22 protein-coding genes are annotated in these 26349 nt (G+C 32.0%); 12 read left to right on the forward strand and 10 right to left on the reverse strand.

The features are described 5' to 3' along the window. Position 1: 1 nt before the first annotated feature. Positions 2-2179 (forward strand): DUF3857 domain-containing protein, encoded by a 2178-nt coding sequence (locus MUN68_RS07625; RefSeq protein ID WP_249994675.1) that lies wholly within the window; start codon positions 2-4, stop codon positions 2177-2179. A gap of 3 nt (positions 2180-2182) precedes the next feature. Here MUN68_RS07625 and MUN68_RS07630 read toward each other — a convergent pair whose 3' ends face one another. From MUN68_RS07630 to MUN68_RS07645, 4 genes are all read right to left on the reverse strand, one after another. Further along, the gene (locus tag MUN68_RS07630; protein ID WP_249994677.1) at positions 2183-2800 is read right to left on the reverse strand and encodes a DUF2306 domain-containing protein; all 618 of its coding nucleotides are present in this window, start codon (positions 2798-2800) and stop codon (positions 2183-2185) included. A 10-nt stretch (positions 2801-2810) separates the two neighbouring features. Beyond that, a complete protein-coding gene (gene acs, locus MUN68_RS07635; RefSeq protein WP_249994680.1) occupies positions 2811-4718 on the reverse strand; it encodes an acetate--CoA ligase in 1908 nt (635 codons plus the stop codon). A gap of 33 nt (positions 4719-4751) precedes the next feature. Next, positions 4752-5108, reverse strand: coding sequence for a DUF779 domain-containing protein (locus MUN68_RS07640; protein WP_249994682.1), 357 nt, complete (start codon positions 5106-5108; stop codon positions 4752-4754). 69 nt (positions 5109-5177) lie between these two features. Then, the gene (locus tag MUN68_RS07645) at positions 5178-6677 is read right to left on the reverse strand and encodes an aldehyde dehydrogenase family protein (RefSeq protein ID WP_249994684.1); all 1500 of its coding nucleotides are present in this window, start codon (positions 6675-6677) and stop codon (positions 5178-5180) included. Positions 6678-6850: 173 nt separating this feature from the next. On the opposite strand from MUN68_RS07645, the gene MUN68_RS07650 reads away from it, so the two are divergent. Further along, entirely contained in the window at positions 6851-7771 is a 921-nt protein-coding gene (locus tag MUN68_RS07650) for an AraC family transcriptional regulator (RefSeq protein ID WP_249994686.1), read from the forward strand. Here the strand turns inward: MUN68_RS07650 and MUN68_RS07655 are convergent. Beyond that, complete coding sequence (locus tag MUN68_RS07655; protein ID WP_249994688.1) at positions 7768-9150, reverse strand: alanine/glycine:cation symporter family protein; 1383 nt, start codon at positions 9148-9150, stop codon at positions 7768-7770. The genes MUN68_RS07650 and MUN68_RS07655 overlap by 4 nt on opposite strands. Positions 9151-9238: 88 nt before the next feature. Between MUN68_RS07655 and MUN68_RS07660 the strand changes: the two genes are divergently transcribed. From MUN68_RS07660 to MUN68_RS07670, 3 genes are all read left to right on the forward strand, one after another. Next, on the forward strand, positions 9239-10324 hold the full coding sequence (locus MUN68_RS07660) for a heparan-alpha-glucosaminide N-acetyltransferase domain-containing protein (RefSeq protein WP_249994691.1): 1086 nt from the start codon (positions 9239-9241) through the stop codon (positions 10322-10324). A gap of 27 nt (positions 10325-10351) precedes the next feature. Continuing rightward, the gene (locus tag MUN68_RS07665; protein ID WP_249994693.1) at positions 10352-11629 is read left to right on the forward strand and encodes an acyloxyacyl hydrolase; all 1278 of its coding nucleotides are present in this window, start codon (positions 10352-10354) and stop codon (positions 11627-11629) included. A 104-nt stretch (positions 11630-11733) separates the two neighbouring features. Next, positions 11734-12225: a DUF6252 family protein gene (locus MUN68_RS07670; protein WP_249994696.1), complete on the forward strand. Its 492-nt coding sequence runs from the start codon at positions 11734-11736 to the stop codon at positions 12223-12225. On the opposite strand, the gene MUN68_RS07675 is transcribed toward MUN68_RS07670, so the two are convergent. After that, complete coding sequence (locus MUN68_RS07675; protein WP_249994698.1) at positions 12219-13169, reverse strand: phosphoribosylaminoimidazolesuccinocarboxamide synthase; 951 nt, start codon at positions 13167-13169, stop codon at positions 12219-12221. The genes MUN68_RS07670 and MUN68_RS07675 overlap by 7 nt on opposite strands. Before the next feature lie 220 nt (positions 13170-13389). Continuing rightward, positions 13390-14343 carry a PhoH family protein gene (locus MUN68_RS07680; RefSeq protein ID WP_249994701.1) on the reverse strand — a complete coding sequence of 318 codons (954 nt, stop codon included), beginning with the start codon at positions 14341-14343 and terminating at the stop codon, positions 13390-13392. Between the two features lie 209 nt (positions 14344-14552). Between MUN68_RS07680 and MUN68_RS07685 the strand changes: the two genes are divergently transcribed. Genes MUN68_RS07685 through gldG form a run of 6 tightly spaced genes read left to right on the forward strand, consistent with a single transcriptional unit; the run spans position 14553 to position 18841 of the window. After that, a complete protein-coding gene (locus MUN68_RS07685; RefSeq protein WP_249994704.1) occupies positions 14553-15425 on the forward strand; it encodes an SAM hydrolase/SAM-dependent halogenase family protein in 873 nt (290 codons plus the stop codon). 4 nt (positions 15426-15429) lie between these two features. Continuing rightward, positions 15430-15726: a putative quinol monooxygenase gene (locus tag MUN68_RS07690; protein WP_249994707.1), complete on the forward strand. Its 297-nt coding sequence runs from the start codon at positions 15430-15432 to the stop codon at positions 15724-15726. A 7-nt stretch (positions 15727-15733) separates the two neighbouring features. Further along, entirely contained in the window at positions 15734-15961 is a 228-nt protein-coding gene (locus MUN68_RS07695; RefSeq protein ID WP_249994710.1) for a hypothetical protein, read from the forward strand. Next, positions 15962-16690, forward strand: a complete 729-nt coding sequence (gene gldF / locus MUN68_RS07700) for a gliding motility-associated ABC transporter permease subunit GldF (RefSeq protein WP_249994712.1) — start codon at positions 15962-15964, stop codon at positions 16688-16690. Beyond that, positions 16687-17181, forward strand: coding sequence for a hypothetical protein (locus MUN68_RS07705; protein WP_249994714.1), 495 nt, complete (start codon positions 16687-16689; stop codon positions 17179-17181). The genes gldF and MUN68_RS07705 overlap by 4 nt, the downstream gene beginning before the upstream one ends. Continuing rightward, complete coding sequence (gldG, locus tag MUN68_RS07710; RefSeq protein ID WP_249994717.1) at positions 17168-18841, forward strand: gliding motility-associated ABC transporter substrate-binding protein GldG; 1674 nt, start codon at positions 17168-17170, stop codon at positions 18839-18841. Before MUN68_RS07705 ends, gldG begins: the two co-directional genes overlap by 14 nt. 171 nt (positions 18842-19012) lie before the next feature. Here gldG and MUN68_RS07715 read toward each other — a convergent pair whose 3' ends face one another. Next, positions 19013-21928 (reverse strand): S8 family serine peptidase, encoded by a 2916-nt coding sequence (locus MUN68_RS07715; RefSeq protein ID WP_272792429.1) that lies wholly within the window; start codon positions 21926-21928, stop codon positions 19013-19015. Between the two features lie 206 nt (positions 21929-22134). Between MUN68_RS07715 and dnaN the strand changes: the two genes are divergently transcribed. Then, positions 22135-23253, forward strand: coding sequence for a DNA polymerase III subunit beta (gene dnaN, locus MUN68_RS07720; protein WP_249994719.1), 1119 nt, complete (start codon positions 22135-22137; stop codon positions 23251-23253). A gap of 78 nt (positions 23254-23331) precedes the next feature. Here dnaN and MUN68_RS07725 read toward each other — a convergent pair whose 3' ends face one another. Beyond that, positions 23332-23670 (reverse strand): DUF4870 domain-containing protein, encoded by a 339-nt coding sequence (locus MUN68_RS07725; RefSeq protein WP_249994722.1) that lies wholly within the window; start codon positions 23668-23670, stop codon positions 23332-23334. Between the two features lie 61 nt (positions 23671-23731). Continuing rightward, positions 23732-26266, reverse strand: a complete 2535-nt coding sequence (locus tag MUN68_RS07730; protein WP_249994724.1) for a PQQ-dependent sugar dehydrogenase — start codon at positions 26264-26266, stop codon at positions 23732-23734. Between the last annotated feature and the right edge of the window lie 83 nt (positions 26267-26349).

Consider the following 26349-nt stretch of genomic DNA (forward strand, 5'->3'; position numbering starts at 1 on the left):
TATGACATCTAAATATTTACTATTATTCATATTCGCACTTACTTCTACTGCGTTTTCACAATCAAAAGAAGAATTAGCTGCTAAAGATTTTTTTTGGGGAGATAACGATCAATACAAAAATGCAAATGATATTCCTGCTGAATTATCAAATGAATCTGCAGTTATCATTTATAAAAATGAAAACTACGATTTCCATAAGTATGGTAAAAATGTAACGTATACAACTTCAGTTAGAAAACGTATTAAATTATTAGATAAAGCTGCTGTTGAAGAGTTTTCCGAATTTGCGTTTACAAGACGATTTAGATCCTCTAAAGGGCGTTATTCATGGAAAGTAAAAGGTGACACTTATGTTGGTGTTAAAATAATTAAACCAGATGGAAGTATTACAGAAATAGATGTAGAAAAAGATGCTGTTGAAGTTGATGGCGAAACAAAATTAGCGATCTCAAACCTTGAAGTTGGAGATATAATCGATTACTATTCTTATAAAAATGAACCTTTCAAAAGCACTTATGCTTTCGGGTTTGAACCTGTTGAAACAAGTTTGAATGAAGAATATCCAATTATGGATTTCAAATTATTCTTTGAAACAGAAAATGATTTTTTTATCAATTTCAAGTCGTTTAATGGTGCTCCAGATTTACAAGAAATAGCTACTGATAAAAAGAACATGAGACGTTATGAACTTACTGAAACTAATATTGCAAAACGTGAATATACACGTTGGTTTTATCCTTTAGTTGAATTACCTTCTTATAAATTTCAAGTCTATTTTGCACGTTCGGGAAAGTTTGAAGATCGTGCTTTAGCCTTTCTTCCTGAAAAGGAAACCATCATAAAAACCACAGTTTCTCAAGACGAAGTTTTAGACTTATACGACAATAGATTTAAGCCAGATGGCGATGTAGGAGACGTAAAATCCTTTTTTAAAGGAAAAGAATTTAAAAACGATTCTGAAAAAGTAGTTGCTGCTTACTATTACATGAGGCATTTTTATTTAACACGTTACTTAGAAGCGTTTTATGCACGAGAAGCTAGTATTTCGGCATATCCATTTATGGTGTATGGAAATAATGTGGTCTTCATTCAAAATCAAAAACAATTTATAAGACATTTTACAGAATTCCTTAAGCGACAAAAAATAGATTATAGTATTGTAGTTGGCAAGAAACGATATGATGGTTCTATAGATGAACTCTTGATTGAACGTAACGTAAATGTTATGGTGAAAATTAATACTGCCGAACCATTGTACGCTGAGTTTTTTAGTCCACATACTAATATTAATGAGTTCTCTCCTCTTATGGAAGGTACTGATGTTCTATTGTTGTCATCTAAAAAAAACAAGCGTATTATTGATAAAATTGATCGTGGAACTTTACCTACATCAAGTTATGAAGATAATGAAACTAAAAAAGAGATGATACTTAATTTTAATGATGATTTTTCTGGATTATCGATGACAGCTGTAAATAGTTTTAAAGGCCATAATAAAGGAGAACAACAATATGATAGATTACTTTTTAGTGATTATGTATTTGAAGATTACAAGAAGTATGATACTGAGTCTTGGATTGAAGTTACTCGTGGAAAGAAAAATAAAATCAAATTTCAAAAAGAGATGGATGCTCTCATTGAGAAATTAAAAAATAATCAAAAGGAAAAATTTGAAGCCAGTGCCCAAGGTGAATATGGAATTGAAGACATTGAAGATTATAACTTTATCATAAATGATAATGGACGTTATGCTCTTGACAGTTATTTTACATTTACTGAAAATTTCACAGCCAAAAATGCATTGATTAAGAAAGCTGGTCCAAATTATATTGTAGAAATTGGAAAACTAATTGGTGGCCAAATAGATTTAGATGAAAAAGAGCGTCAGCGTACAGAAAATGTGCATTTGCCACATCCAAGAGTGTTTAATTATACCATAAAATTAAATATCCCTGAAGGCTATACGGTTGCTGGTTTAGACAAACTAAATAAAAACGTAGACAATTCTACTGGAGCTTTTATAAGTACTGCAAAAATTGAAGACGATCAATTAATTATAACAACATCTAAGCGTTATAAAAATTACTATGAATTAAATAGTGATTGGTCAAAAATGATTGTTTTCTTAGATGAAGCAAATCAATTTACTAATGAAAAGGTACTTTTGAAAAAATTATAATGCTTATCTGTGTCTTTTCATTTTTTGTTGCTTTACCATATAATAAGCAAAAATAATATTTGGGACCCAACATAACCACGCTACAATTCTATACGCTATAATAAAATCATTTAAAAAAGCGATTAATATTGGCAACCAAATTCTTAAAGTAACAGCAGCAAAGCAAGCAGCATAACTATAAGTCATAAATTTTTGGTGTTTGCTAATGCTTCTATTTATAATTTCTAAATACGCTCTAACAGTAGTATACAACCAAACAATAGCTAGGCAAGAAAAACCTAATATGGATACAATTCCACCAGTAGCAAAGTAAGCAATATACAATGCAGAGAGTCCACTAATTAGTACAGAAATTAAATAGATTCTACCTAAATTACGGTGTAAGATTTTATTCTTTTTTCTAAGTTTTTCTCTAAACTGAGTCCAACCAACTAATAGCGCAAGTCCTCCAAGTGAAATATGCATATAAAACCCAATATTCCATAAACCATCATTTAATAAGTGTGCGCTTTTTGAAGTCAGTATTCCAATATTTGAATCAATTATGAAATACAATAATGGATATAAACCAATTATAATACACAGCGATGCAAAAATTATTAAGCCGAGTTTTTTTGTCATTTCACTATGCTTATAGAGCGTTATCCATAATATCTTGTACGACTTCAGGATTTAAGAGTGTACTTGTATCACCTAAATTACTTGTGTCTTTTCCAGCGATTTTACGTAAAATACGACGCATGATTTTACCACTTCGTGTTTTTGGCAAAGCACTTGTAAATTGAATCTTATCGAGTTTCGCAATAGGACCTATTTGTTCAGTAATGATTTGATTGATTTCTTTTCGTAAATTATCATGATTACGAGTTTCGCCAGTTTCTTTTAATGTAACATAACCATAAAGAGCATTACCTTTAATATCATGAGGAAAACCTACGATAGCACTTTCTGCAACAGCAGGATGTTCATTTATGGCATCTTCAATTGGTGCTGTTCCTAAATTATGACCAGACACAATAATCACATCATCTACTCTACCAGTGATTCTGTAATAGCCAACTTCATCACGTAAAGCGCCATCACCTGTAAAATACATGTTTTTATATGCCGAAAAATACGTGTCTTTATAACGTTGATGATTTCCCCAAATGGTACGTGCAATACTTGGCCAAGGAAATTTAACACACAAACGACCATCGACCTGATTCCCTTTAATTTCTTGACCATTCTCATCCATTAATGCAGGTTGAATCCCTATAAAAGGCAACGTTGCATACGTTGGTTTAGTTGGTGTAGCAAACGCAATTGGAGTAATCATTATTCCTCCTGTTTCTGTTTGCCACCAAGTATCAACAATAGGCGCTTTTTTCTTTCCGACGTTATCGTCATACCAATGCCAAGCTTCTTCGTTGATTGGTTCACCAACAGTTCCTAAAACTTTAATTGATGATAAGTCTCGATTTTCTAAATGCTCAACACCTTCTTTGGCTAAAGCTCTAATGGCAGTTGGTGCAGTATAAAATTGATTTATTTTATGTTTTTCAACAATGTCCCAAAATCTTCCAAAATCTGGATAGCTTGGCACACCCTCAAACATTACTGTAGTTGCTCCATTACACAATGGACCATAAACAATATAACTATGACCAGTAATCCAGCCAATATCAGCTGTACACCAATACACATCTTCTTCTCTATATTGAAAAACATTCTTAAACGTATATGCTGTATATACCATATAGCCAGCAGTTGTATGAACCATACCTTTAGGTTTTCCTGTTGAACCTGAAGTATATAAAATGAATAATGGGTCTTCAGCATTCATCGTTTCTGCAGGACAATTTGCATCAGCATGATCCAATAAGGGTTGTAACCAATGGTCTCGATTAGCGTTCATTTTAATATCAGAATTAATACGTTTTGCTACTAATACAGATTCAACACAAGCACAATCTTCTAGCGCTTCATCTACAATTCCTTTTAGATCAATGGTTTTAGATCCTCTATAAGATCCATCACTGGTAATGACCATTTTACAATCTGAATCATTGATTCTAGTAGCCAATGCATTTGATGAAAACCCAGCAAAAACTACAGAGTGTATAGCACCAATTCTCGCACAAGCCAATACTGAAATTGCTAGTTCAGGAATCATTGGTAAATAAATACAAACGCGATCACCTTTAGTAATCCCTTTATCTTTTAAAACATTTGCAAATCGACAAACTTTCTCATGCAATTGATTGTATGTGATATGCTGAGCCGCTTCATCTGGACTGTTTGGCTCAAAAATAATGGCTGTTTTATCACCTCTAGTTGGTAAATGCCTATCGATACAGTTTTCAGTTATATTAAGTTGTGCGCCTTCAAACCATTTAATTTCTGGCTTCGTGAAATCCCAACTTAGGACATTATTCCATTTTTTTCGCCACATAAAATGTTCTTCAGCAATTTCTTCCCAAAATACTTCTGGATTTCTTACCGATTTACGGTACACCTGATAATATTCTTCTAAATGCTTAATATGATAGTTGCTCATTATAGTGTATTTTGTTTTAGCAAGTTAATGTATCTATTTTAAATTAAAAAATGCGTCTTCTTCTTTAGTTAACAATCTAGAATGAATAAAAAAACGAAGACCTAAAGGTATTTCCAAAGAAAAACTTGCGCCTCGACCTTCAGTAATGTCAATTGTTAAGTGTGTGTGTTTCCAGTATTCGAACTGATCTTGGTTCATATAAAAATTAACACCGTTTAATATTCCTAAAAGAATATCACTGTCATCTAAATACAAATCTCCTTTTTCAAAAACCATTGGTGCAGAACCATCACAACAACCACCACTTTGATGAAAAATTAACTCACCATGTTTTGTTTTTAACAGCTCCAATGTTTTTGACGCTTTTTCTGTAATTGCTACTCTTTCCATAGTTTATAATATTAAAAAGGCTGAATTTTAAAAAAAAAAATCAGCCTTTATAGCTATTAATCGATTCTACTAAAAGAATCCTAATTTATTTTTATCGTATGAGATTAACATGTTTTTAGTTTGACGATAATAATTAAGCATCATCACATGATTTTCTCTACCAAACCCAGATTTTTTATAGCCTCCAAAAGGAGCATGCGCAGGGTAAGCATGGTAACAGTTTACCCAAACACGACCAGCTTTTATGGCTCTTGGTATTTGATATAATTGATGTGCATCTCGCGTCCAAACACCTGCTCCTAATCCGTAAAGTGTATCGTTTGCTATCTCTAAAGCTTCAGCTTCATCTTTAAAGGTTGTCACACAAGCAACAGGTCCGAAAATTTCTTCCTGAAAAACTCTCATTTTATTATGACCTTCTAATAGTGTTGGTTTAATGTAAAACCCGTTTGCTAAATCACCACTTAATTTATTTGCTGTTCCTCCTGTTAATACTTTTGCACCTTCATCTTTTCCTATTTTAAAATAGGATTGGATTTTTTCATATTGATCATTAGATGCTTGAGCACCAACCATAGTCTTTACATCATAAGGATTATCTTGAATTATAGCATTTGTACGTTCAATAACACGTTCAATAAACGCATCGTAAATATCTTCTTGAACTAAAATCCTGGAAGGACATGTACATACTTCACCTTGATTGAACGCAAATAAAACTGCACCTTCAATAGCTTTATCTAAATAGGCATCGTCAGCATCCATTACAGAATTAAAGAAAATGTTAGGAGATTTTCCACCTAACTCCATAGTTACTGGATTTAGATTTTTAGATGCATACTGCATAATTAGTTGTCCTGTAGTGGTTTCTCCAGTAAAAGCAACTTTGTCTACTCTAGCACTAGACGCTAATGGTTTTCCTGCTTCTGGACCAAAGCCATGTACTACGTTTACAACACCTGGCGGAAACACTTCAGCAATTTTCTCCATTAGTAAGGTTGCAGATGAAGGTGTTTGTTCAGCAGGTTTTAAAACCACGCAGTTTCCAGTTACAAGAGCTGGAGGTAATTTCCAGGATAGCATTAAAAGTGGAAAATTCCAAGGGATAATTTGACCAACAACACCTAATGGTTCTTTAATATTCATGGATAAGGTATTCTGATCTAGTTCAGTTGCACTGCCTTCTTCAGAACGAATACAAGCTGCAAAATACCTCCAATGATCTACTGCCAATGGTACATCTGCATTTAAGGTTTCACGAATTGGCTTTCCATTATCGCAAGTTTCTACTAATGCAAACGCTTCCAAATTAGCTTCAATAATGTCTGCTACTTTATTTAGCAAGGTTGCTCTTTCTGTTGCAGATGTATTTCCCCAAGCTTCTTTTGCGGCATTAGCTGCATCTAAAGCTAACTCAACATCTTCTTTTTGTGAGCGAGGGTACTTTGCAATAAAACTATTATCAATTGGAGATGTGTTTTCGAAATATTGACCATCAATAGGATCTACAAATTTTCCATTGATAAAATTGCCGTATTTTTCTTTAAATTTTGGTTTTGAATAACTCATATAATTTCTTGTTTAATTAGTAATTAGTAAAAATTTTAGTCCAAAAAATGGTTTATATTTAATTTTGATAAAGTTATTTTATCATATTCTAATTATCTTGAACATATTTATTATATTCTTGAACATATCTCTTATTTGCCTTATTTATGCATTAAAATTTTGTAATATTGAGTATGAAACCTTTATTAAATCAGCATAAAAACAATAGAAAACTGACCACTTTAGTGGAAAATAGAACAACGTATAATGCTGATTATGCAGAACTTAATATTTATGAAACTCATGCTCTTGCTGAAAAAGTGTCGCTAACCTTTGACTTTCCAATTATAGCAAGTATGCTTACAGGAAAGAAAATCATGCACATTGATGGTTTTGAAGCTTTTGATTTTTATCCTGGTGAATCTGTAGTAATGCCAACGAATAAGGAAATGGTTATAGATTTTCCTATAGCCACAAAAGATCGTCCAACCCAATGTTTAGCCTTAGGTATTGATGCTTTCAAAATTGATGAAGTTGTTGAAAAATTTAACCATCACGTCGCTATTGAAAACGAAAACAATAATTGGAATTTAGACCAAACTGCTTCTCATTTAATTAACAATACAGATGTAAATCATTTAATTGAACGGCTAACGTATACTTTTACTAATAATAACAAATCTAAAGACGTCTTATTAGATTTAATGATTCAAGAATTAGTCGTTAGATTATTGCAGACCAAAGCGAAGTCTTTAATTCTAAACGATCCGAATCAGGTTTTTAATGATACTAGAATCGGTTCTGTTATTAAATTTATCAAAGATAATTTAACTAATAAAGATATTTCTGTTGATCTCTTAGCGAAAAAAGCTCACATGAGTACGTCTCATTTTCACAAACAATTTAAAAACACTTTAGGAGTCTCACCTATTGATTATATAAATTCTGAAAAAATAAAGTTTTCTAAAAAGCTCATTAAAGAATCTAAAGATTTTAGAATGTCTGAAATTGCTTTTAAATCTGGATTCAATAATACGAGTTACTTCAATAGACAATTCAAAAAAATGGAACTTATGACACCTCAACAATTTAAATCTTCAATCTCTAAATATTAAGTGTTTTTAAGACGTGTTCTGTATGCTTTTATTTCTTTCACAACTCTTGGTGCAAGTAAAATTGTCGCTAACATGGTTGGAATTGCCATAAATGCAAAAATGCCATCAATAAAATTAATTACTGTATTAAAAGGAACAGTTGCTGCTAATACAATACTTAAAATATAGATGTAATTATAATAGTGTTTTTTATCTGCTCCAATTAAAAATGACATGCATTTTGTGCCATAATATGCATAGGAAAACAAAGAAGAAATACTGAATATAAATACACAAATCATCAATAAATACTGTCCATATCCTGGCATTGCATCTTGAAAAGCTGAAGCTGTTAATGTCACACCATTTCCAGATGTTGTTTCCCAAACACCTGTTACTAAAATTGCCATAGCAGTTAAAGTACAAACAATAAGAGTATCAATTACAGGACCTAACATAGCGACTAAACCTTCTCGAACAGGTTCATTAGTCTTTGCTGCTCCATGTGCCATTGGTGCTGTACCAATACCTGCTTCATTTGAAAAAGCACCACGTTTTATTCCTAATAGAATAAGTGCGCCTAGAACTCCTCCAATAACATCTTTATGACTTTCAGTATCTAAACTATTCGCTTCAAAAGCATCTGTGAAAATCATTAGAAAATATTTTGGGACTTCAGTATAGTTTAAGGCTAAAATTATTAATACCAAGATAAAGTATAAAATGACCATTGATGGTACTAGTTTAGAAGCGATATTACTAATTCGTTTTAGTCCTCCTAAAATTACAATAGACGTTATAATCACTAAAACACCAGCAATTATCAAATTTGTAGATGTACTTACTTCTACACCATTGGGAATTAATATAATATCATTTATAGCTTGTTTCAACTGATTGACATTTACAACAGGTAAAGCTCCTAACATTCCAAAAACGGAAAACATAATTGCCAAAAATTTCCAGTTTTTCACTAATCCTTCACGAATAAAATACATTGGTCCACCTTGTAAATCACCATTGCTATCTTTGCCTCGATACATAATGGCTAAAGTTGAAGTAAAAAATTTGGTACTCATTCCTACAATTGCGCTAATCCACATCCAAAACATTGCTCCTGGTCCACCAACAGAAATTGCAAGTGCAACTCCAGCAATATTTCCCATACCAATTGTAGAAGACAATGCGGTTGTTAACGCTTTAAAATGACTAATTTCTCCTGGATCATTTGGATCATCATATAGTCCTCTCAATACTTGAATAGCATGCCCAAAAAAGCGAAATGGCAAAAACCTAGAAATTAAAAGTAGATAAAGTCCGCCTCCAATGAGTAAAACGATCAAGGGAATTCCCCAAGCAAGGGAAGAAAATTTTTCAGATAATAGATTAAGTTGTTCCATGAATAAATTAATACTCCTCTAAGATATTATTTTAGATCTAGCATTCCTTAAAAAATAAAGTATCTTTAATTTTTTTAAAAATATTTTATTGATATCCAACCGACTTTTCTTCATAGATGCAGTACGTGCATTTGCAATTTTAATGATGTTGCAAGGTCATTTTATTGATACACTTTTAAATCCCATTTACAGAAATACATCTAATTTAGCATTTCAAATTTGGTCCTATTTTCGAGGTATTACTGCACCAACATTTTTTACAATTTCTGGATTGGTATTTTTATTTCTGCTATTAAGAGCTAAAGAAAAAGGAGATGATTATCCAAGGATAAAAAAAGGACTCTATAGAAGTTTATTACTGATTATTATTGGGTACGGATTGCGTATTAATATTTTTAGTTGGCTAAATGGAGAACTTAGTAATACGCTATTAATTATTGATGTATTACAATGCATTGGCTTATCACTAATAATTCTTATTGGTTGTTATGTATTGCTTAGAAAGTACGTGCGCTTGCTATCTGTTTTGCTTTTAGTTTTAGGATGTTTATGTTTTTTGACAGAACCTTTGTATCGCAGCTTAAATTTAAGTCATATTCCAGATGTATTTGCAAATTATATGACTAAAAAAAATGGTTCGATTTTTACTATTTTACCTTGGTTTGGCTTTACTGCTTTTGGCGGATTTTTGGCAACAGTTTTCTTTTCACATGCACATAAAAATAGATTTAGATTAATTACAATTTTTTCTTTTTTTATTTTCGGAAGCCTACTCATTGAATATTCGTCTTGGTTTTTAATGAAGCTATACTATTGGACAGACGTTGAGCTTTTCAAGGCTTCAGCTTATTACAATTACTTGTTTACAAGATTCGGAAATGTACTTTTGTTATTTGGTATTTTTTATGCTTCGGAACCGTTACTTAAAGGTTCAATTATTGGTAAAATTGGACAAAAAACATTGTCGATATATGTCATTCATTTCATTATTATTTTTGGAAGCTTTACAGGAATGGGTTTAAAACATTTCTTTTCAAAATCACTTACACCAATTGAAGTCCTTTTTGGTGCCATTATTTTTATGGTTTTGGTTTGTATTATATCATTTCATTACGTTAAAACCAATGCCTTTATTTACAGTAAACTAAGACAAGTTTTTCAGCGATTAAGATAAATTACTGAATTTTATATATTTCTTTTTATGAATAAAACATCTACTTTAATATTCCTTTTTTTTACAATCATTATTTACGGACAAGAACCTAATGCAACATCAGAACCTTCTAATGCGTTTATTTTAACTCCTGAAGTATTGATTGGAATAACTGGCGAGTCAAATACAGATTTTCCCTATAGAACCTTGCAAACACAGTATCTCATAAATTTTGGATGGAACCATTTAAACACTACTCAAGAATGGGCTAAGCGACTTAAATATCCAAGAACAGGACTAAGTATTGGTTATACAGATTTTGGAAATAAACGGTTTTTAGGACATGCATTTTCGTTATTACCATTTATGGAATTTAATGGGTTTAAAAAAGAACGGTTTAAAGTTCATGTTGGTACTGGTCTTTCTTATTTTAATAAAAAATATGATTTTACAGACAATTTTTTTAACCGAGCAACGTCAACAGATTTAACTTGGTCATTCAGACTTTTCGCCTATTATAACTTATTTCCTTCTGAAACTATAGATTGGAGAATTGGAGCTGGTTATGCACATCATTCAAATGGTCATACACGTTTACCAAATCAAGGTTATAATTCATTTTTAGTTAGTTTTTCTGCTGATATAAAATCAGCTTCAAAAATTAAAAACATAAACAATCTAGAACCTATTGCGCTTAAAAAGAGTATTTCTGATTACTATTTGATACATTTAGGAGCAGGTATAAACTCACTTTCCGAAACCTTTAGCGATAAAACAGAAGTGTATACTATTTCTGGTGAATACGGAAAAATTATAAATAATACCTTTAAATTGGGAGTCGGATTTTATTATAGATTTTATCAAAATTATTACGATTATATTAACAACAATGAGTCTTTAGTTCAGGAAGGTCGTGAATACGATTACCTAAAAAAGAATCCTTTTTGGAATGCTACAAATTTCGGACTTACAGTAAATGGTGAAATACTATTAAACCATATTGGTATTGATGTGCAATTTGGATTTAACATTCATAAACCTGCTTATAGAGTTGATTGGACGCTAAACCAAGGCTATGGTGTTGTTCCTACAACAATTAATGAAGATCATGGAGGTGAATTTGCTTTAGGTGAATTAGATGCTTATTATCAATTAAAACGTTTAGTTTCTGCGCGATTTGGTTTGAAGTACTATTTTATTGGTTCAGAGAAAAAATCAAATTATGATTTTTATGTTGGTACCTTTATAAATTCAAATTTTGGTCAAGCCGATTTTACAGAAATGAGCTTTGGATACATTCATAAATTCAATTTTGAAGAACGCTAATAATGTTATTGAATATTGAAGAATTATTATTGTTTCAAAAAAAATTGATGACAATTTAACTTTTTAGTGATGGTATTATATATCAAATACTAAAATTCATTATTATGAAGTTAAAATTTAAGTACCTTCAATTTGCAATCATCGTATTATTATGTTCATGTTCATCAAGTGATGATAGTTCTTCTAAAGACAAAATTTCTTCCGAATTTTTAACTGTAAAAGTCAACCAAGAGAATTTTGTTGTAGAGAGTTTTTCTGCTGAATTGACAGAGTACAACGTTTCAGATGAAATGGTAATTAGTGCAATGAGTGCTAATGGAGATGCTATATATATGACCTTAGTAGATTATGAAGGTGCTGACACATATGCCTTTGGATCAGTATACATTATGTCTGCTTCATACTATAACTCAAGTGAAGATCAATACTATATTGTCAGTATTGCTAATCAGCAGCCCATAGGATCTTGTACAATAGAATCTGATAATGGTCAACAAATTAAAGGAGTATTTAATTTTCTTGGAGAAATACTTCCAAATCCTGATAATATTTCTCCTGTGAACGTATCAAACGGAAATTTTGTAATAAACTATTGATTTAAATATTTTAAAACATTAGCCTCTATCCTACTTTGAATATTTGAAACATCAGCTTTTACAAAGGGTTCTCCCATAATATTCTCATAGAGTTCGATATAACGCTCACTAACGGTTTTGATATACGCATCACTCATTTCGGGAACTGTTTGTCCGTCGAGACCTTGAAAGTTATTAGAGATTAACCACTGACGCACAAACTCTTTCGACAATTGCTTTTGAGTTTCATTATTATCTTGTCGTTCTTGATAACCATCAGCATAAAAATATCGTGACGAATCTGGTGTGTGAATTTCATCAATCAATACAATTTTGCCTTCTTTTGTTTTTCCGAATTCATACTTTGTGTCCACTAAAATTAATCCTCTAGAGGCTGCTATTTCAGTTCCTCTTTGGAAAAGTTTACGTGTATAATCTTCCAAAACGATATAATCGTCTTCAGAAACAACACCTCTTTTTAAAATATCTTCTCTAGAAATATCCTCATCATGATCTCCCATTTCAGCTTTAGTTGCTGGTGTAATAATTGGATTAGGAAACTTATCGTTTTCTTTCATTCCTTCAGGCATTTCAACACCACACAATAGTCGACGACCAGCTTTATATTCTCGAGCAGCATGACCAGACATATAACCACGAATGACCATTTCTACTTTAAACGGCTCACATAAATGTCCGACAGCCACATTTGGATCTGGAGTTGCTGTTAGCCAATTAGGTACTAAATCTTCAGTAGCTTTCATCATGCTTGTTGCAATCTGGTTTAAAATCTGACCTTTATACGGAATTCCTTTTGGCATCACGACATCAAAAGCTGACAAACGATCTGTAGCAATCATGACTAATGCTTCATCATTAATATTATAAACAGCTCTTACTTTTCCTTTATACAGGCTTTTTTGGTTTGGAAAATTGAAATTGGTATCGATTATTGTGTTACTCATTACGGTTTAGACGTTTGTGTATTGATTTGTGTTTACGTTTAGTGGCTTGCCAACTATTTACTTTATAATGATTGATTAAGTCCTAGCCCAGATTGAAGCGGCATCCTTTTTTGCCATTAAAAGCAAAAAAGATATAGCGGAAAGCTGGAAAAAGCTTCAAATTATAATGTTCACTAAAAAGACACTTCGACTGCGCTCAGTGTGACATCAAAATTATAGATTAATCTCTATTTTCAATACTTTTATAAGCTTCAATCACTTTCTTGACTAATTTGTGACGAATAACATCTTTATCATCCAAATAAATCATGCCAATGCCTTCAACATTTTTAAGCACAAGCAAGGCTTCTTTCAGTCCAGAAATGGAACGTCTAGGCAAATCTACTTGACCAGGATCACCAGTTAATAAAAATTTAGCACTTTTACCCATACGCGTTAAAAACATCTTCATTTGAGCATGCGTTGTATTTTGGCCTTCATCTAAAATTACAAAAGCATTGTCTAATGTTCGACCACGCATAAACGCTAAAGGTGCAATTTGTATGGTTCCATTTTCGATAAAACTAGCTAATTTTTCTGCAGGAATCATATCTCGAAGCGCATCATATAACGGTTGCATGTATGGATCTAATTTTTCTTTTAAATCACCAGGTAGGAATCCTAAATTCTCACCAGCTTCAACAGCAGGACGTGTTAAAATTATTCGTTTAACTTCTTTGTTTTTTAACGCTCTTACTGCCAAAGCAACTCCAGTATAGGTTTTTCCAGTTCCTGCAGGACCAATGGCGAACACCATATCATTTTTATTCACACTCTCCACCAATTTACGTTGGTTTACCGTTTGTGCTTTGATGATTTTTCCGTTAACACCATGTATAATAGCTTCTCCACTTTTATTTGATGTTGTATAATCATCGCTACTTTGACTTGTTAATACACGCTCAATAACATTTTCGTCAAGTTTGTTGTATTTGCCAAAATGCTCCATTAGCATGTTCATGCGACGATCAAATTCTTCAAGTAAATCTGCGTCGCCATAGGCTTTTATTTTGTTACCTCTAGCAACAATTTTAAGTTTAGGAAAGTATTCTTTTAGTATTTTAATATTGGCATTTTGAGCTCCAAAAAATTCTTTAGGAGTAATTTCTTCTAATTCTAAAATAAGTTCGTTCAAAAGCTATTCGATTTATTAATTAATCTGTTTTCTTTTATTAGTTTTGTGATGAAAGAAAATGAAGTTCATTTAATAACATCTCTACCAAAAATAATTAAACTATTTTATTCATTAGGTTATGCTAAGATTAAAATAGTATTAGTTTTTAACAGTTTTGATTCATGTTAAATAAGAGCTTAAAGCTATTAAATATTTTTTGCAGTTTACCTATGGCAATCATCACATTAACAACCGATTTTGGCGAAAAAGACCACTTTGCTGGTGCTATAAAAGGTGCTATTTATAGTGAATTGCCTGAAGTTAGAATTGTTGATATCTCTCATTCGGTCGCTCCATTTAATGTTCCAGAAGCCGCTTATATCATTCAAAACGCCTATAGCAGTTTTCCTAGAGGAACGATTCATATGATTGGGATCGATTCTGAACTCAATCCTGAAAACAAACACATTGCTGTACAATTAGACGATCACTATTTTATTTGCGCCAATAATGGCATTATGAGTATGATATGCAGCGACATTTCTCCGCAGAAAATTGTTGAAATTAATATTCATGATCGCGTTGCTACTAGTTTCCCTGTTTTAGATGTTTTTGTTAACGTCGCTTGTCATATTGCTCGTGGTGGAACTCTAGAAGTGATTGGAAAAGTTATTGAAACGATAAAGCCTATTAAGAATTTGATTCCGTTTGTTAACGATGAAAAGAATCAAATTATTGGTAGTGTGATTTATATTGACAACTATGGCAATGTTGTCACCAATATTAAGCGTAATTTTTTTGAATCTATTCAGAAGACTCGCAATTATGAAATTTCGGCGCGTAGTTATAAGTTTAAAAAGATTTATGATAAGTATAGCGATGCTATCAATTTTGATATTCCTGAAGAAAAGCGTTATGATGCAGGTAAAGGTTTAGTGGTTTTTAATTCTTCAGAATATTTAGAAATTGCAGTTTATAAAAGTGATTGTAACACGGTTGGAAGTGCCTCTAGTTTAATGGGTTTAAAGCTAAGAGATACAGTAACTATTAATTTTATTGCAACTCCAGTTACTCATAAAGGAAAAGAAGTATTAGAACGATAAACTTATGTTTGTTAGAATTGTAAAAATGGGATTTGACCCTTTAAAAATTGATGAATTTCTATCTGATTTTGAAGTTGTTAAACATAAAATAAGAGCTTTTGAAGGTTGTGAGTTTTTAGAACTCTATCGTGACAAACACAATACAAACATTTTTTTTACGTATAGTTATTGGAATACTGAAGCTGATTTAGAAAACTATAGACATTCCGATTTGTTTAAAGGCGTTTGGGCTAAAACAAAACCTTTGTTTAATATGAAACCAGAAGCTTGGAGTGTGGATAAGGTTGTGAGTTTAAACTGATTATTAAATGACTGAAAACGAATTAAAAAATACATGGAATAAAATAATACGATCATTTGCGATTTGGATTGTATTATTAATTATATCAGTGCTTTATAACCGACTTGGAAGCAAAAAGCCAATTCCTCAAATAATTAGTCTTATTGCCTCAGTGTATAGTGTAACACTTGTTTTCTTTTATAGTGTTAAAATCATTAAATTAAGAACCTATATAAAACAGTTAAACGACAATTAAATGTTTGCCATCCTAAAAAAAGAAATCAACACATTTTTCGCTTCGCCAATTGGCTATTTAGTTATTGCTGTTTTTTTATTGCTAAACGGTTTGTTTCTTTGGTTGTTTAAAGGCCAATTTAATATTCTTGATAATGGTTTTGCCGATTTATCAAGCTTCTTTTTATTAGCGCCATGGATTCTTGTTTTTTTAGTTCCAGCAGTTACAATGAGAAGTTTTGCAGATGAGAAAAAGCAAGGTACACTAGAGTTATTATTGACTAAACCTATTAGTCATTTTAATATCGTTCTTGGCAAATACTTAGGTGCATTGATCTTGATTATTATTGCGTTAATTCCAACCTTATTATATGTGTATACCATTTCCAAATTGGGTAATCCAGAAGGGAACTTAGATATAGGAAGTGTTTTAGGTTCTTATTTTGGATTGCTGTTTTTAGTTGCTGCATATACTGCCATTGGTGTATTTGCTTCAAGTCTTTCAGATAATCAAATTGTGGCATTCATAATCGCTGTATTTATTTGCTTTTTTTTCTATTTCGGATTTGAAGGTTTATCAGATTATAAAATATTTGGAGATGTTCTTTATATTGAAAGATTAGGAATGGAGTCGCACTTTAAAAGCATGAGTAGAGGTGTTTTAGATACACGAGACATCATATACTTTTTAAGTATAACCGCTTTATTTGTAGTAGCAACAACATTGAATGTTAAACGTGCCAATCAATGATAATTACGGCATCCTTAGTGATTTTAATGTGCATTGTATTTGTACTCGTTTTTCTGTTTGTTAACACAATAGACAAGCGTAAATGGTTAACATTTTTGGTCAGTTTAATTAGTACACCTTTTATCTATTTTTACATGGTGTATCCAATGATTAATATATTTAGTAATTACCATCATCAGAAGTATTTTACTTCAGAATTATGGATTGAAAAACCAGCTTTACGTTATGAGATTTTTGATGATATGATGTATTCTAAAGCTTTAATTGGTGAATCTAAAACTGAAATAAGTACACGTTTAGGAATGTATGAATGGTTAAGTTGGGACGATGCAACAAAAGATCATGATGCAAATAAATGGAATTACAGTTTAGGAATTGAACCTGGAGCTTTTAATACAGAAAAAGAATGCATTGAAATCGTTTTTATAAACGATAAAGTTGATATGATAAACACTTTCAAAGAACCTATAAAATTTAATGATAAAGAATAAGAAACATATCATAATCATTGGAGTTACATTGGTCGCAATTATTGTGATTAATCTAATTTCTAGTCAAGTATATAAGCGTTTTGATTTAACTCAAGATAAGCGTTATACGCTTTCTGAAGCCGCTAAAAAAACCATCGAATCCGTAGATGCACCAATCATTGTTGATGTGTTTTTGGAAGGTGATTTTCCTTCAGAGTTTAGACGACTTAGAAATGAAACACAACAGATTCTTGAAGAATTTGCTGTTTCAAATGACAATCTAAAGTTCAATTTTATTAACGCTTTAGATGACGAATCTACGCGTCAGCAAAGAATTGAACAGTTAGCACAACGTGGCATGCAACCTTTTCAGATTTCGGTTCAAGAAAATGGTAAAACCTCACAAGAAGTTGTTATTCCTTGGGCTTTGGCAAGCTATAATGAGCAAACGGTTATAGTTCCTTTAATAAAAAACAAAATTGGAGCTACAGATCAAGAACTGGTTAATGGTTCTATTCAAAATTTAGAATATGTTTTCGCAGAAGCTTTTAAAAAGTTAGTCACTCCAAAAAATAAAAAAATAGCTATATTAAGAGGTAATACTCAATTACAAGATGCTTATGTTGCAGACTTTCTTAGAAAACTTGGTGAGCATTATTTTTTGGCGCCTTTTACATTAGATAGTGTTGCTAGTAATCCGCAGAAGACATTAAACGATATCAAAACTTATGATTTGATTATTTCGGCCAAACCAATGGAGCCTTTTACTGAAGCCGAGAAATATGTATTAGATCAATATACAATGAATGGCGGAAAAAGCCTTTGGCTGACCGAAGCTGTTATCATGGATCAAGATAGTTTGTATAATAATTCTGGAAAGGCAGTCGCTATAATGAAAGATTTGAACCTCAATGATTTCTTTTTTAAATATGGTGTTCGTGTGAATCCTGTAATGGTTAACGACCTCTACTCTGCTCCAATTACACTGGCTATTGGTGAAGGCAGTAATGCACAGTTTCAACCAGTACAATGGCCATACTCTCCATTAGCAGCAAATAATCCAAATCACCCAATTACAACGAATATCAATCCTGTTCGTTTTGATTTCTCGAGTCAGATTGACACCTTGAAGAATTCGGTAGAAAAAACCATTTTATTAAGAAGTTCTAAATTAACTAGGCTAGTTGGAGTACCTAGTGAAGTTGATTTAGAAATCGTGACTCAAGAACCAGACCCAAAAGCTTATATAAATCCGTATCAATCATTAGCCGTTTTGTTAGAAGGTAATTTTACATCTGTTTATAAAAATAGAGTAAAACCATTTCAATTAGATAATGACAAGGTGAATAGTGTTTCGACAAAAATGATTGTAATTGCTGATGGTGATGTTATTAAAAATGAAGTCATTAAAAATAAACCACAAGAATTAGGTTTTGATCGAATGACTGGTCGACGTTTTGGGAATTCTGAATTTCTTGAAAATGCAGTCAATTATTTATTGAATAACGACGGATTGATACAAATTAGAACAAAGGAAGTTGCTCTACAGTTTTTAGATCCAATAAAAATTGAAAAAGAAAAAAGCAAATGGCAAATTGTTAATATTGCTTTGCCATTAATGATTCTAGCGCTATTTGGGTTTGTATTTAGTTATATAAGAAAAAGAAAGTATACTTCTTAATTTTATATTCAATATAAGTGTTTTAAACCTTTAGTCATGCTAATCTTACTCGTAACTAATCGTTAGGTATCTATATTTAAACTTTTCAGTATTTACGACTAATTAATTTACCTCATATAAAAAAAGACCACAATACATGTGGTCTTTTTTATAAATGAGATGGATTGAATATTATTTAATAATTAACTTCTTTACTCCTTTTTGATTACCACTATTGATTTCTACTAAATAAATTCCAGCAGATAAACTTGTCGTATCAACAATTTTTCTTTCCTGACTATTAAACGATTTAGAAATTAACGCTCTACCATTAATATCATATACACCGAGTCTTACATTACTAAATTGATTTTGTAACGAGAATTCGAAATAATCTTTTGCTGGATTTGGAAATAATTCAAATCCTTCTAATGTGTTATCTGCAATACTTAGAGGTCCTGCAGTTTCGCAAAATTCAATTGCAAAATTGGCTAAAACACCACCATCACCATCATAGCTATCCACAATTTTTAAAGTCCAATCTCCTTCTGAATTTTCATTAATAAAAGGTGACATTAAATTTTGACCTCTCATCACACCAGATATAGATGGAGTTGCATCAGCACATTCAAATTCAATTCCGCTATCGTCAAAAATTACATTTATATTTTGTTCTTCACCACAAGCTCCATTCATTAAAATCACTTCAGTTCCTTCAGGACTGATTAAACTTATTGTTAAATCTGCTAAATATGAATGGTTCATAAGAACAGTAACATTAATATCTCCTATTAAAACATTCTCACTTGGAGGTATCGTGACAACAGATTGAATTTCATTAGGTACAAGAGTTATAGCTAATGGTGTATCTTGAGCAGAAACTATAGAAGAACAACTTAAGTTTTCAGTAGTAAAAGATGCATTAGTATAGCTGCCTTCAAGACACTCAGATGCCGGTTTAACTCTCCAATAATACTGTGTGTTATCGACTAATCCAGAAGCAGCTATATTAGTTTCAGTTGTTGTAGATTCAAAAACAATTGTAGAAAAATCAGATGCAGAAGACACTTCAACGAAATATTCTGTAGCATTCACATCTCCATCCCAAGTTAATGTAGGATAAATATAAACATTAGTATCTCCATTATTTGGATATTCTAAAACAGCATTATTTAAAGGAATAGCGCTTAAAACTTCTAATTCCAAATCAGTTTCTTTTACAAATGATGGTCCAGTTGCTATTACTGTAAAAGGATAGTTTCCACCACTTACAGCACCTAAACCAGAAATTTCAAGTATAAAATCTTCATCAGCAGTAATTACTGAAGGTGTAAAAGTAGCAACAGCTCCAGCAGGTAAACCACTAGCAGTTAAAGTTGTTGGTCCAGTATAAGTATCACTTGATTCATAGTTAAATTCATATTGTGCAACTTGGTCCGAACATATTTCTTTACTAATATTATCTGGTGTGTATGTGAAATCAGATTCTAAAATACCAGTAGCAATCAGAGAATAATCTTGAGAGCCATTAAGTAAAGTACCAACATGAGATACTCTAATGATATAATCTCCAGCAGGAACATCAATCTCAACTTTTTCAACATTATCAATATTATTAACACCTTTAAAAGGTGGGCTTGAAGTAAAACCTGGAACAAATTTCCAAGGATAATGTAGGATTCCGCCTGCATCTTCTAACTCTAGATTTAAATCGTTTATTAATCTTGGATTTGGATCATCTTCAATAGTTGTAGTAATTGCGGGAGGATCTGTCCATGCAATTGTTACGACTAAAGGATCAACACCATTAGATGTAACAGTTTTAGTGTAAGTATCAGAATTCGACAATGTACGTTCATTGATTAGTGATTCAAAGCCTTCGTCTAATAGTGCTTGAGCAGCAGCTTCAGCATTTAATAAACCCCAACCAAATCTAAAATCTGGTCCTGGCTCTAAACCTGCTTCTAAAGCAGTTTGAATAATTAACGCTCTTACTGTCGCAGATTTCATAAAATCACCATGAATATCACTATAAAGTTCTTGTAATAAAGCTAAAGTACCAGTAACACTTGGAGCAGCCATAGAGGTACCACTTAAAAAACCATAAGCATCATTTGCACTAGAGATTGAAGAATAGGTATCAACTCCCTTTGCAGAAATATCTGGCTTAATTCTTCCATCATCTGTTGGTCCCCAACTACTAAAGTTTGACATCACCACACTTTCTGGACCAGTATAATTATTAACTTGATTAACAGCAGCAACAACGATATTGTTTTTTGAATTAGCAGTATCGGTTAAAAGATCATACCCATTGTCACCTGGATTAAAACCATCATTTCTATCATTACCTGCAGACCAAACCGTTGTATAATAAGGTGTGTTAAATAGTAGCTGATCTAAAGTTCTAGATTGATTAGTATAAGCTCCTAAATGTTGTACAGGAACAGCATTAATATTTGTACCATAGGAATGATTAGATAAAATAAGTCCTGCAGCAGCTTGATCTATCATTTCTGAAAAGGCATTCCCAAAATCACTAGCAAGCAACGTTGCTTTAGGCGCCATACCTTTTGCAGACGATTGTTGAACTCCTGAACTAATCATAGTACCAGACACATGTGTTGCATGCTCACTAAGTGTAATTGCATCATCAATTTGTACGACTCTACCTTCAAGCATTTCGTGAGTAGATAATACCAATCCACCATCCCAAATTCCCATAACAATACCATCTCCTTCAATTTCTAAATCTAAAGGACTTGGACCAGGATACAACTTATTTGTTTTTATTGTTCTTGCAGCACCTTGATTAGTTGTAGATGTATAAAGCAAGGTACCATCTTCTAATACTTTATGCAATACTGATATTCCTCCATTTTCTTTATGAATATAAACTGGAATATTATTTGCGGCAGCATATGCCTTAGCGGCTTCAAAATCTTCTTTAAAAGTTCTTGAATATTTAATAGCAAGATCAGCTAATAATTCTTGATCATAAGAATCTGCAATTGCTTTTTTTTGTACAGGTGTTTGCGCAAATAAATTTGAAGAAATACACAAACATAGTGCAAGTACGACATGTATTTTTAATGTACTTTTTTTCATAAAATTAAATTTTTTTATAAAAATAAATCATTTAGAAGTAAAAAACTAACAACTGTTAATTATTCATAAAATCTAAAATTCAAAACGGTAATAAATGCGATATAAATGCTTAAAGACTAAGTGTTAATAAAATTGTATAAATAAGACTTAATATTATCAGTTTATTAAAATATATTTGTTGTTCAATTCTATTATATAATTTGCTCATGAAATTTATTGTATCCAGTACATATTTACTAAAACAACTACAAGTATTAGGTGGTGTTATTAATAATTCTAATACACTTCCTATTTTAGATAACTTTCTTTTTGAACTTAAAGAGTCAAAACTTACAGTATCTGCTAGTGATCTTGAAACCACAATGTCATCTACTTTAGATGTAGAAAGCGATCAAGATGGAAGTATTGCATTGCCAGCCCGATTACTTTTAGATACATTAAAGACCTTTCCTGAGCAACCTTTAACTTTTGTTGTTGAAGACAACAATACTGTTGAAATCAGTTCAAATCATGGTAAGTATGCATTAGCTTATGCTGATGGAAATGAGTTTCCAAAGGCTATTGAGCTTGACAATCCTAGTACAACGACTATTGCAGGAGACATTTTAGCAACTGCTATAAGCAAAACTATTTTTGCTGCAGGAAACGACGATTTACGTCCAGTAATGAGTGGTGTGTTTTTTCAGTTTTCTACAGAAGGGTTAACTTTTGTTGCCACAGATGCACATAAACTTGTCAAATATACACGTGAAGATATAAAAGCAGATCAAGTTGCAGAATTCATTATGCCTAAAAAACCTTTAAATCTTTTAAAAGGAATTTTAGCAACTAATGATGACGCTTTAACAATTGAGTATAATGATTCTAATGCTAAATTCACTTTTGAAAATTCGGTATTGGTTTGTCGCTTAATTGATGGAAAGTATCCAAATTATGAAGCGGTCATTCCTAAGGAGAATCCAAATATGCTAACTATTGATAGAACTCAGTTTTTAAATTCCGTACGTCGTGTGAGTATTTTTTCAAATAAAACAACGCATCAAATTCGTTTAAAAATTGCTGGTTCAGAATTAAATATTTCTGCTGAAGATATTGATTACTCGAACAAAGCAGAAGAACGTTTAACTTGTGATTATCAAGGTGATGATATGCAGATTGGTTTTAACTCTCGTTTCTTAACTGAAATGTTAAACAACTTAAATGCAGATCAAGTACAATTAGAAATGAGTTTACCAAACAGAGCAGGGATTTTAACTCCTGTTGACGGTTTAGATGAAGGTGAACAAGTAACGATGTTGGTAATGCCAGTAATGTTAAATAACTAAGATCAACTTATATCTTATAATGTAAAAACGCTCACTTTAATAAGTGAGCGTTTTAATTTATCTCTATATAAAATATAACTAACTAATAAAATTAAGAGATAAAGGATATTTTGGTGTTTCTCCATGGCTTGCTTTAATAGCATTTATAATTGGATAGATAAATGACAAAAAGCATAAGATTAATAATCCTACAATACCTAATCCCAATGCCAATATTAATGGGATACATATTAAGCTATAAACTAGCATACTAATCTGGAAGTTTAAAATATGTTTTCCTTGTTCATCCATTTTGTATACATTTTCTTTTTGAGTAAGCCAAATAACTAATGGTACTAACAATCCACCAAAACCTGTAATAAAGGTTAGTAATTGGCTTAAATGTGTTAAAACTATAAGTTGATTATCTTGTCTCATGATTTTTTTTGATTGATTACACCTATTTGACGTCAAAACATATAAAATGTTACAGCAGAATTTATTTAACAATTAATTTCTTTATATCTGTTTTGGTTCCCGATATTATTTTCACCAAATAAAGGCCTGAATTCAAATCAAATTCAATTTGCCTTCCATTAATTATTTTACTTGTCATTACCTTTTGACCAGTGATATTATAAACCTCAAGTATGCTCTCTCCTTTTAACCCTGTTATAAAAACATACTTTTCAGTTGGATTAGGGTACATAATAATATTTGCATCCTCAATGATTGGAATGTCTAGTGTGTCTTCAACTGTAAATGTTGCTGAACCAATAGATGTGTTTGAGCAGTTATCTGTTAACACAAATGTTACCAACACAGAATCTGGACATGAAATAATTGCTGGTGCATCACTAAATACTAGTACAGTTCCACAACTATCAGTTCCTGAAAAACTATTAAGCCAATTGTCGTATTCAATTTGATTATTAGCAGAACAAAGCACTGTCATATCTGTTGGTATTTGATTCCAAATAGGATCTGTATTATCTTCAACCGTTAACGTTTGTACGTGAGTAGTTGCATTAAGACATTCGTCTGTTGCTATCCAGGTTCTTGTGATTGTATATGCTCCTGAACATGTTCCTTCTGCAGTACTTTCTGAAAAAGACACTGAGGCTGTTCCACAAGTATCACTTGCAGTTAGTATTACAGCTGTTGAAATGTTATCACACTCTACAGTTACGTTTGATGGTAAAGCTTCAATAAACGTTGGATTACTAGTGTCTTCTATAGTAAATGTAGCTTGTTTTGTGATTTCATTTCCGCAGTCATCAGCTAAAGTAAAAGTTACAGTTTCTGAAGCCGATGAACCACATAAAATATTTAGCCCTGAATTATCATTTGTAAGCGATACATTTCCACATAAAACAGTACCTGAAAAGCTAGCTAACCAATTATTAAATTCCTCTGAAGGATTAGAAACTGTATCACATTCTAAAGTTAAATCAGTAGGTTCGACTGTCCATGTTGGTCCTTCAAAAGATATCTTATATAAAGTTCCATTAAAAATATTAACATAATAGATAAACCCATCTAGCGGATTTTGCATCATATGCACAATTCCATCACCAAAGTTTATTGGAGCCAATTCAGAAATATCACTTATCCAATTGAGTGTTCCATCTGTTAGTGTTGCCACATTTATCCAATTACGCACATAATCTGTAAATAAATACTTCCCATTCATACTACTACCTAACGCATTTCCATCGATATAAATTCCTGCTATGGCAGTATTTCCTCTAAACTGAATTCCAGTAGTTGGTGAGCTTGCAGTACCTACTCGAGGATCTGTTGGTGCTGTACCATTAAACCAAGGCACACGAGCTTCATTACTTCCGCCATGTTTCCAAGCGACTTCTGGTCTGTCGTGAACAAAACGTCTTAAAGCAGGATTTGCATTATCGGTAAAATTTGTTGGCTGCGGACAATTATTTACAAAGAGTATATTTCCTTCATCTGGATTTGTTGTTCCACTATTATAATAGCCATTATGTTTCGTTAAACCTTCATACAAAGGCCAACCACCATTTAGTCCACCTTTATCAAAAATGTGTAAATCTTCCCAAGTTCCCCAACCTACATCAGCCACTTGAATAATACCAGGATTTCCATCGGCAGGATTAGTACTTCCACTATTAGGTTGAATTGACATTCTAAATGGATGACGTAAACCCATTGCCCACATTCTAGATTCTGGTAAACGCGGATCTGATACATTATAATGCGGATTTGAAGGTACACCATCACCTGTATTAGGATCTAAGCGTAATACTTTACCACAAAGCGATGTAATCATTTGAGCTCTAAATGCACCAACATTTTCCTCAGGTCGCAAAATGCCATCGTTAATAGCTTGTTGCCAATACGTTTCATTAGCACTTCCTGTATCGACAGAATTGTAACTGGCATTATCACCTGTAGACACTAGTAATGTGCCATCATTGGCAAATATTACAGTTCCACCAGCATGAGATTCGTGAGTTAAAGGCACTCCTGTTGAAACAGATTCTCCTAAAAGAACAGCTCTTGAATTGTAATTTGTAGTCAATGGATTACTACCTATGTTTAATTGGTAGCGTGTAACTCGGCTAATTGTAGCTTCATAATAATCATTGTCATTGGCATCATAACTCGGAGTTCCAAAATTCATTAGATGCTCTCTGTCAACCATATAATACATATAAACTAAACCGTTGGTTTCAAAATCTGGATCAAGGCAAAAGCTTTGATATCCAAAATCTCTCCAATCTCCAACTTCATCAGAAATATCAAGAACAGGAGTGGCTTGCTTTATATATTGAGTTCCGTTCCAATTGGAGACATATACGTGACCTCTTTTTTCCCAAACAAACATTTTTGTACCATCTTCATTAAAAACAACACCCATAATAGTGTTGTAATTATTTTGAACTTCGGAAGCTGTATATCCAAGTGGTAATTGTCCAAAAGCATTTAAAAATGAAAGTGAAAAAAGACCAATAAAAAAGAGAATCTTAAAATTTAGAATACGATTATAGCATAACATAATTGACACTTTAGTTGGTTGGAATCAAATGTGCTAATAATCAACTTAAATATAAGTTGATTATTTGTATCTAGAAAATAATT

This window comes from Psychroserpens ponticola, from assembly GCF_023556315.2.
Taxonomy (GTDB): domain Bacteria; phylum Bacteroidota; class Bacteroidia; order Flavobacteriales; family Flavobacteriaceae; genus Psychroserpens; species Psychroserpens ponticola.

What these genes read in the sequence shown, in the direction of transcription:
- acs (WP_249994680.1), bottom strand. Translation starts at nt 4,718, where the DNA reads ATGAGCAACTATCATATTAAGCATTTAGAAGAATATTATCAGGTGTAC.
- MUN68_RS07630 (WP_249994677.1), bottom strand. Translation starts at nt 2,800, where the DNA reads ATGACAAAAAAACTCGGCTTAATAATTTTTGCATCGCTGTGTATTATA.
- MUN68_RS07645 (WP_249994684.1), bottom strand. Translation starts at nt 6,677, where the DNA reads ATGAGTTATTCAAAACCAAAATTTAAAGAAAAATACGGCAATTTTATC.
- MUN68_RS07625 (WP_249994675.1), top strand. Translation starts at nt 2, where the DNA reads ATGACATCTAAATATTTACTATTATTCATATTCGCACTTACTTCTACT.
- MUN68_RS07705 (WP_249994714.1), top strand. Translation starts at nt 16,687, where the DNA reads ATGATAATTACGGCATCCTTAGTGATTTTAATGTGCATTGTATTTGTA.
- MUN68_RS07685 (WP_249994704.1), top strand. Translation starts at nt 14,553, where the DNA reads ATGGCAATCATCACATTAACAACCGATTTTGGCGAAAAAGACCACTTT.
- MUN68_RS07715 (WP_272792429.1), bottom strand. Translation starts at nt 21,928, where the DNA reads ATGAAAAAAAGTACATTAAAAATACATGTCGTACTTGCACTATGTTTG.
- dnaN (WP_249994719.1), top strand. Translation starts at nt 22,135, where the DNA reads ATGAAATTTATTGTATCCAGTACATATTTACTAAAACAACTACAAGTA.
- MUN68_RS07640 (WP_249994682.1), bottom strand. Translation starts at nt 5,108, where the DNA reads ATGGAAAGAGTAGCAATTACAGAAAAAGCGTCAAAAACATTGGAGCTG.
- MUN68_RS07670 (WP_249994696.1), top strand. Translation starts at nt 11,734, where the DNA reads ATGAAGTTAAAATTTAAGTACCTTCAATTTGCAATCATCGTATTATTA.
- MUN68_RS07665 (WP_249994693.1), top strand. Translation starts at nt 10,352, where the DNA reads ATGAATAAAACATCTACTTTAATATTCCTTTTTTTTACAATCATTATT.
- MUN68_RS07730 (WP_249994724.1), bottom strand. Translation starts at nt 26,266, where the DNA reads ATGTTATGCTATAATCGTATTCTAAATTTTAAGATTCTCTTTTTTATT.
- MUN68_RS07695 (WP_249994710.1), top strand. Translation starts at nt 15,734, where the DNA reads ATGACTGAAAACGAATTAAAAAATACATGGAATAAAATAATACGATCA.
- MUN68_RS07690 (WP_249994707.1), top strand. Translation starts at nt 15,430, where the DNA reads ATGTTTGTTAGAATTGTAAAAATGGGATTTGACCCTTTAAAAATTGAT.
- gldF (WP_249994712.1), top strand. Translation starts at nt 15,962, where the DNA reads ATGTTTGCCATCCTAAAAAAAGAAATCAACACATTTTTCGCTTCGCCA.
- gldG (WP_249994717.1), top strand. Translation starts at nt 17,168, where the DNA reads ATGATAAAGAATAAGAAACATATCATAATCATTGGAGTTACATTGGTC.
- MUN68_RS07675 (WP_249994698.1), bottom strand. Translation starts at nt 13,169, where the DNA reads ATGAGTAACACAATAATCGATACCAATTTCAATTTTCCAAACCAAAAA.
- MUN68_RS07650 (WP_249994686.1), top strand. Translation starts at nt 6,851, where the DNA reads ATGAAACCTTTATTAAATCAGCATAAAAACAATAGAAAACTGACCACT.
- MUN68_RS07725 (WP_249994722.1), bottom strand. Translation starts at nt 23,670, where the DNA reads ATGAGACAAGATAATCAACTTATAGTTTTAACACATTTAAGCCAATTA.
- MUN68_RS07655 (WP_249994688.1), bottom strand. Translation starts at nt 9,150, where the DNA reads ATGGAACAACTTAATCTATTATCTGAAAAATTTTCTTCCCTTGCTTGG.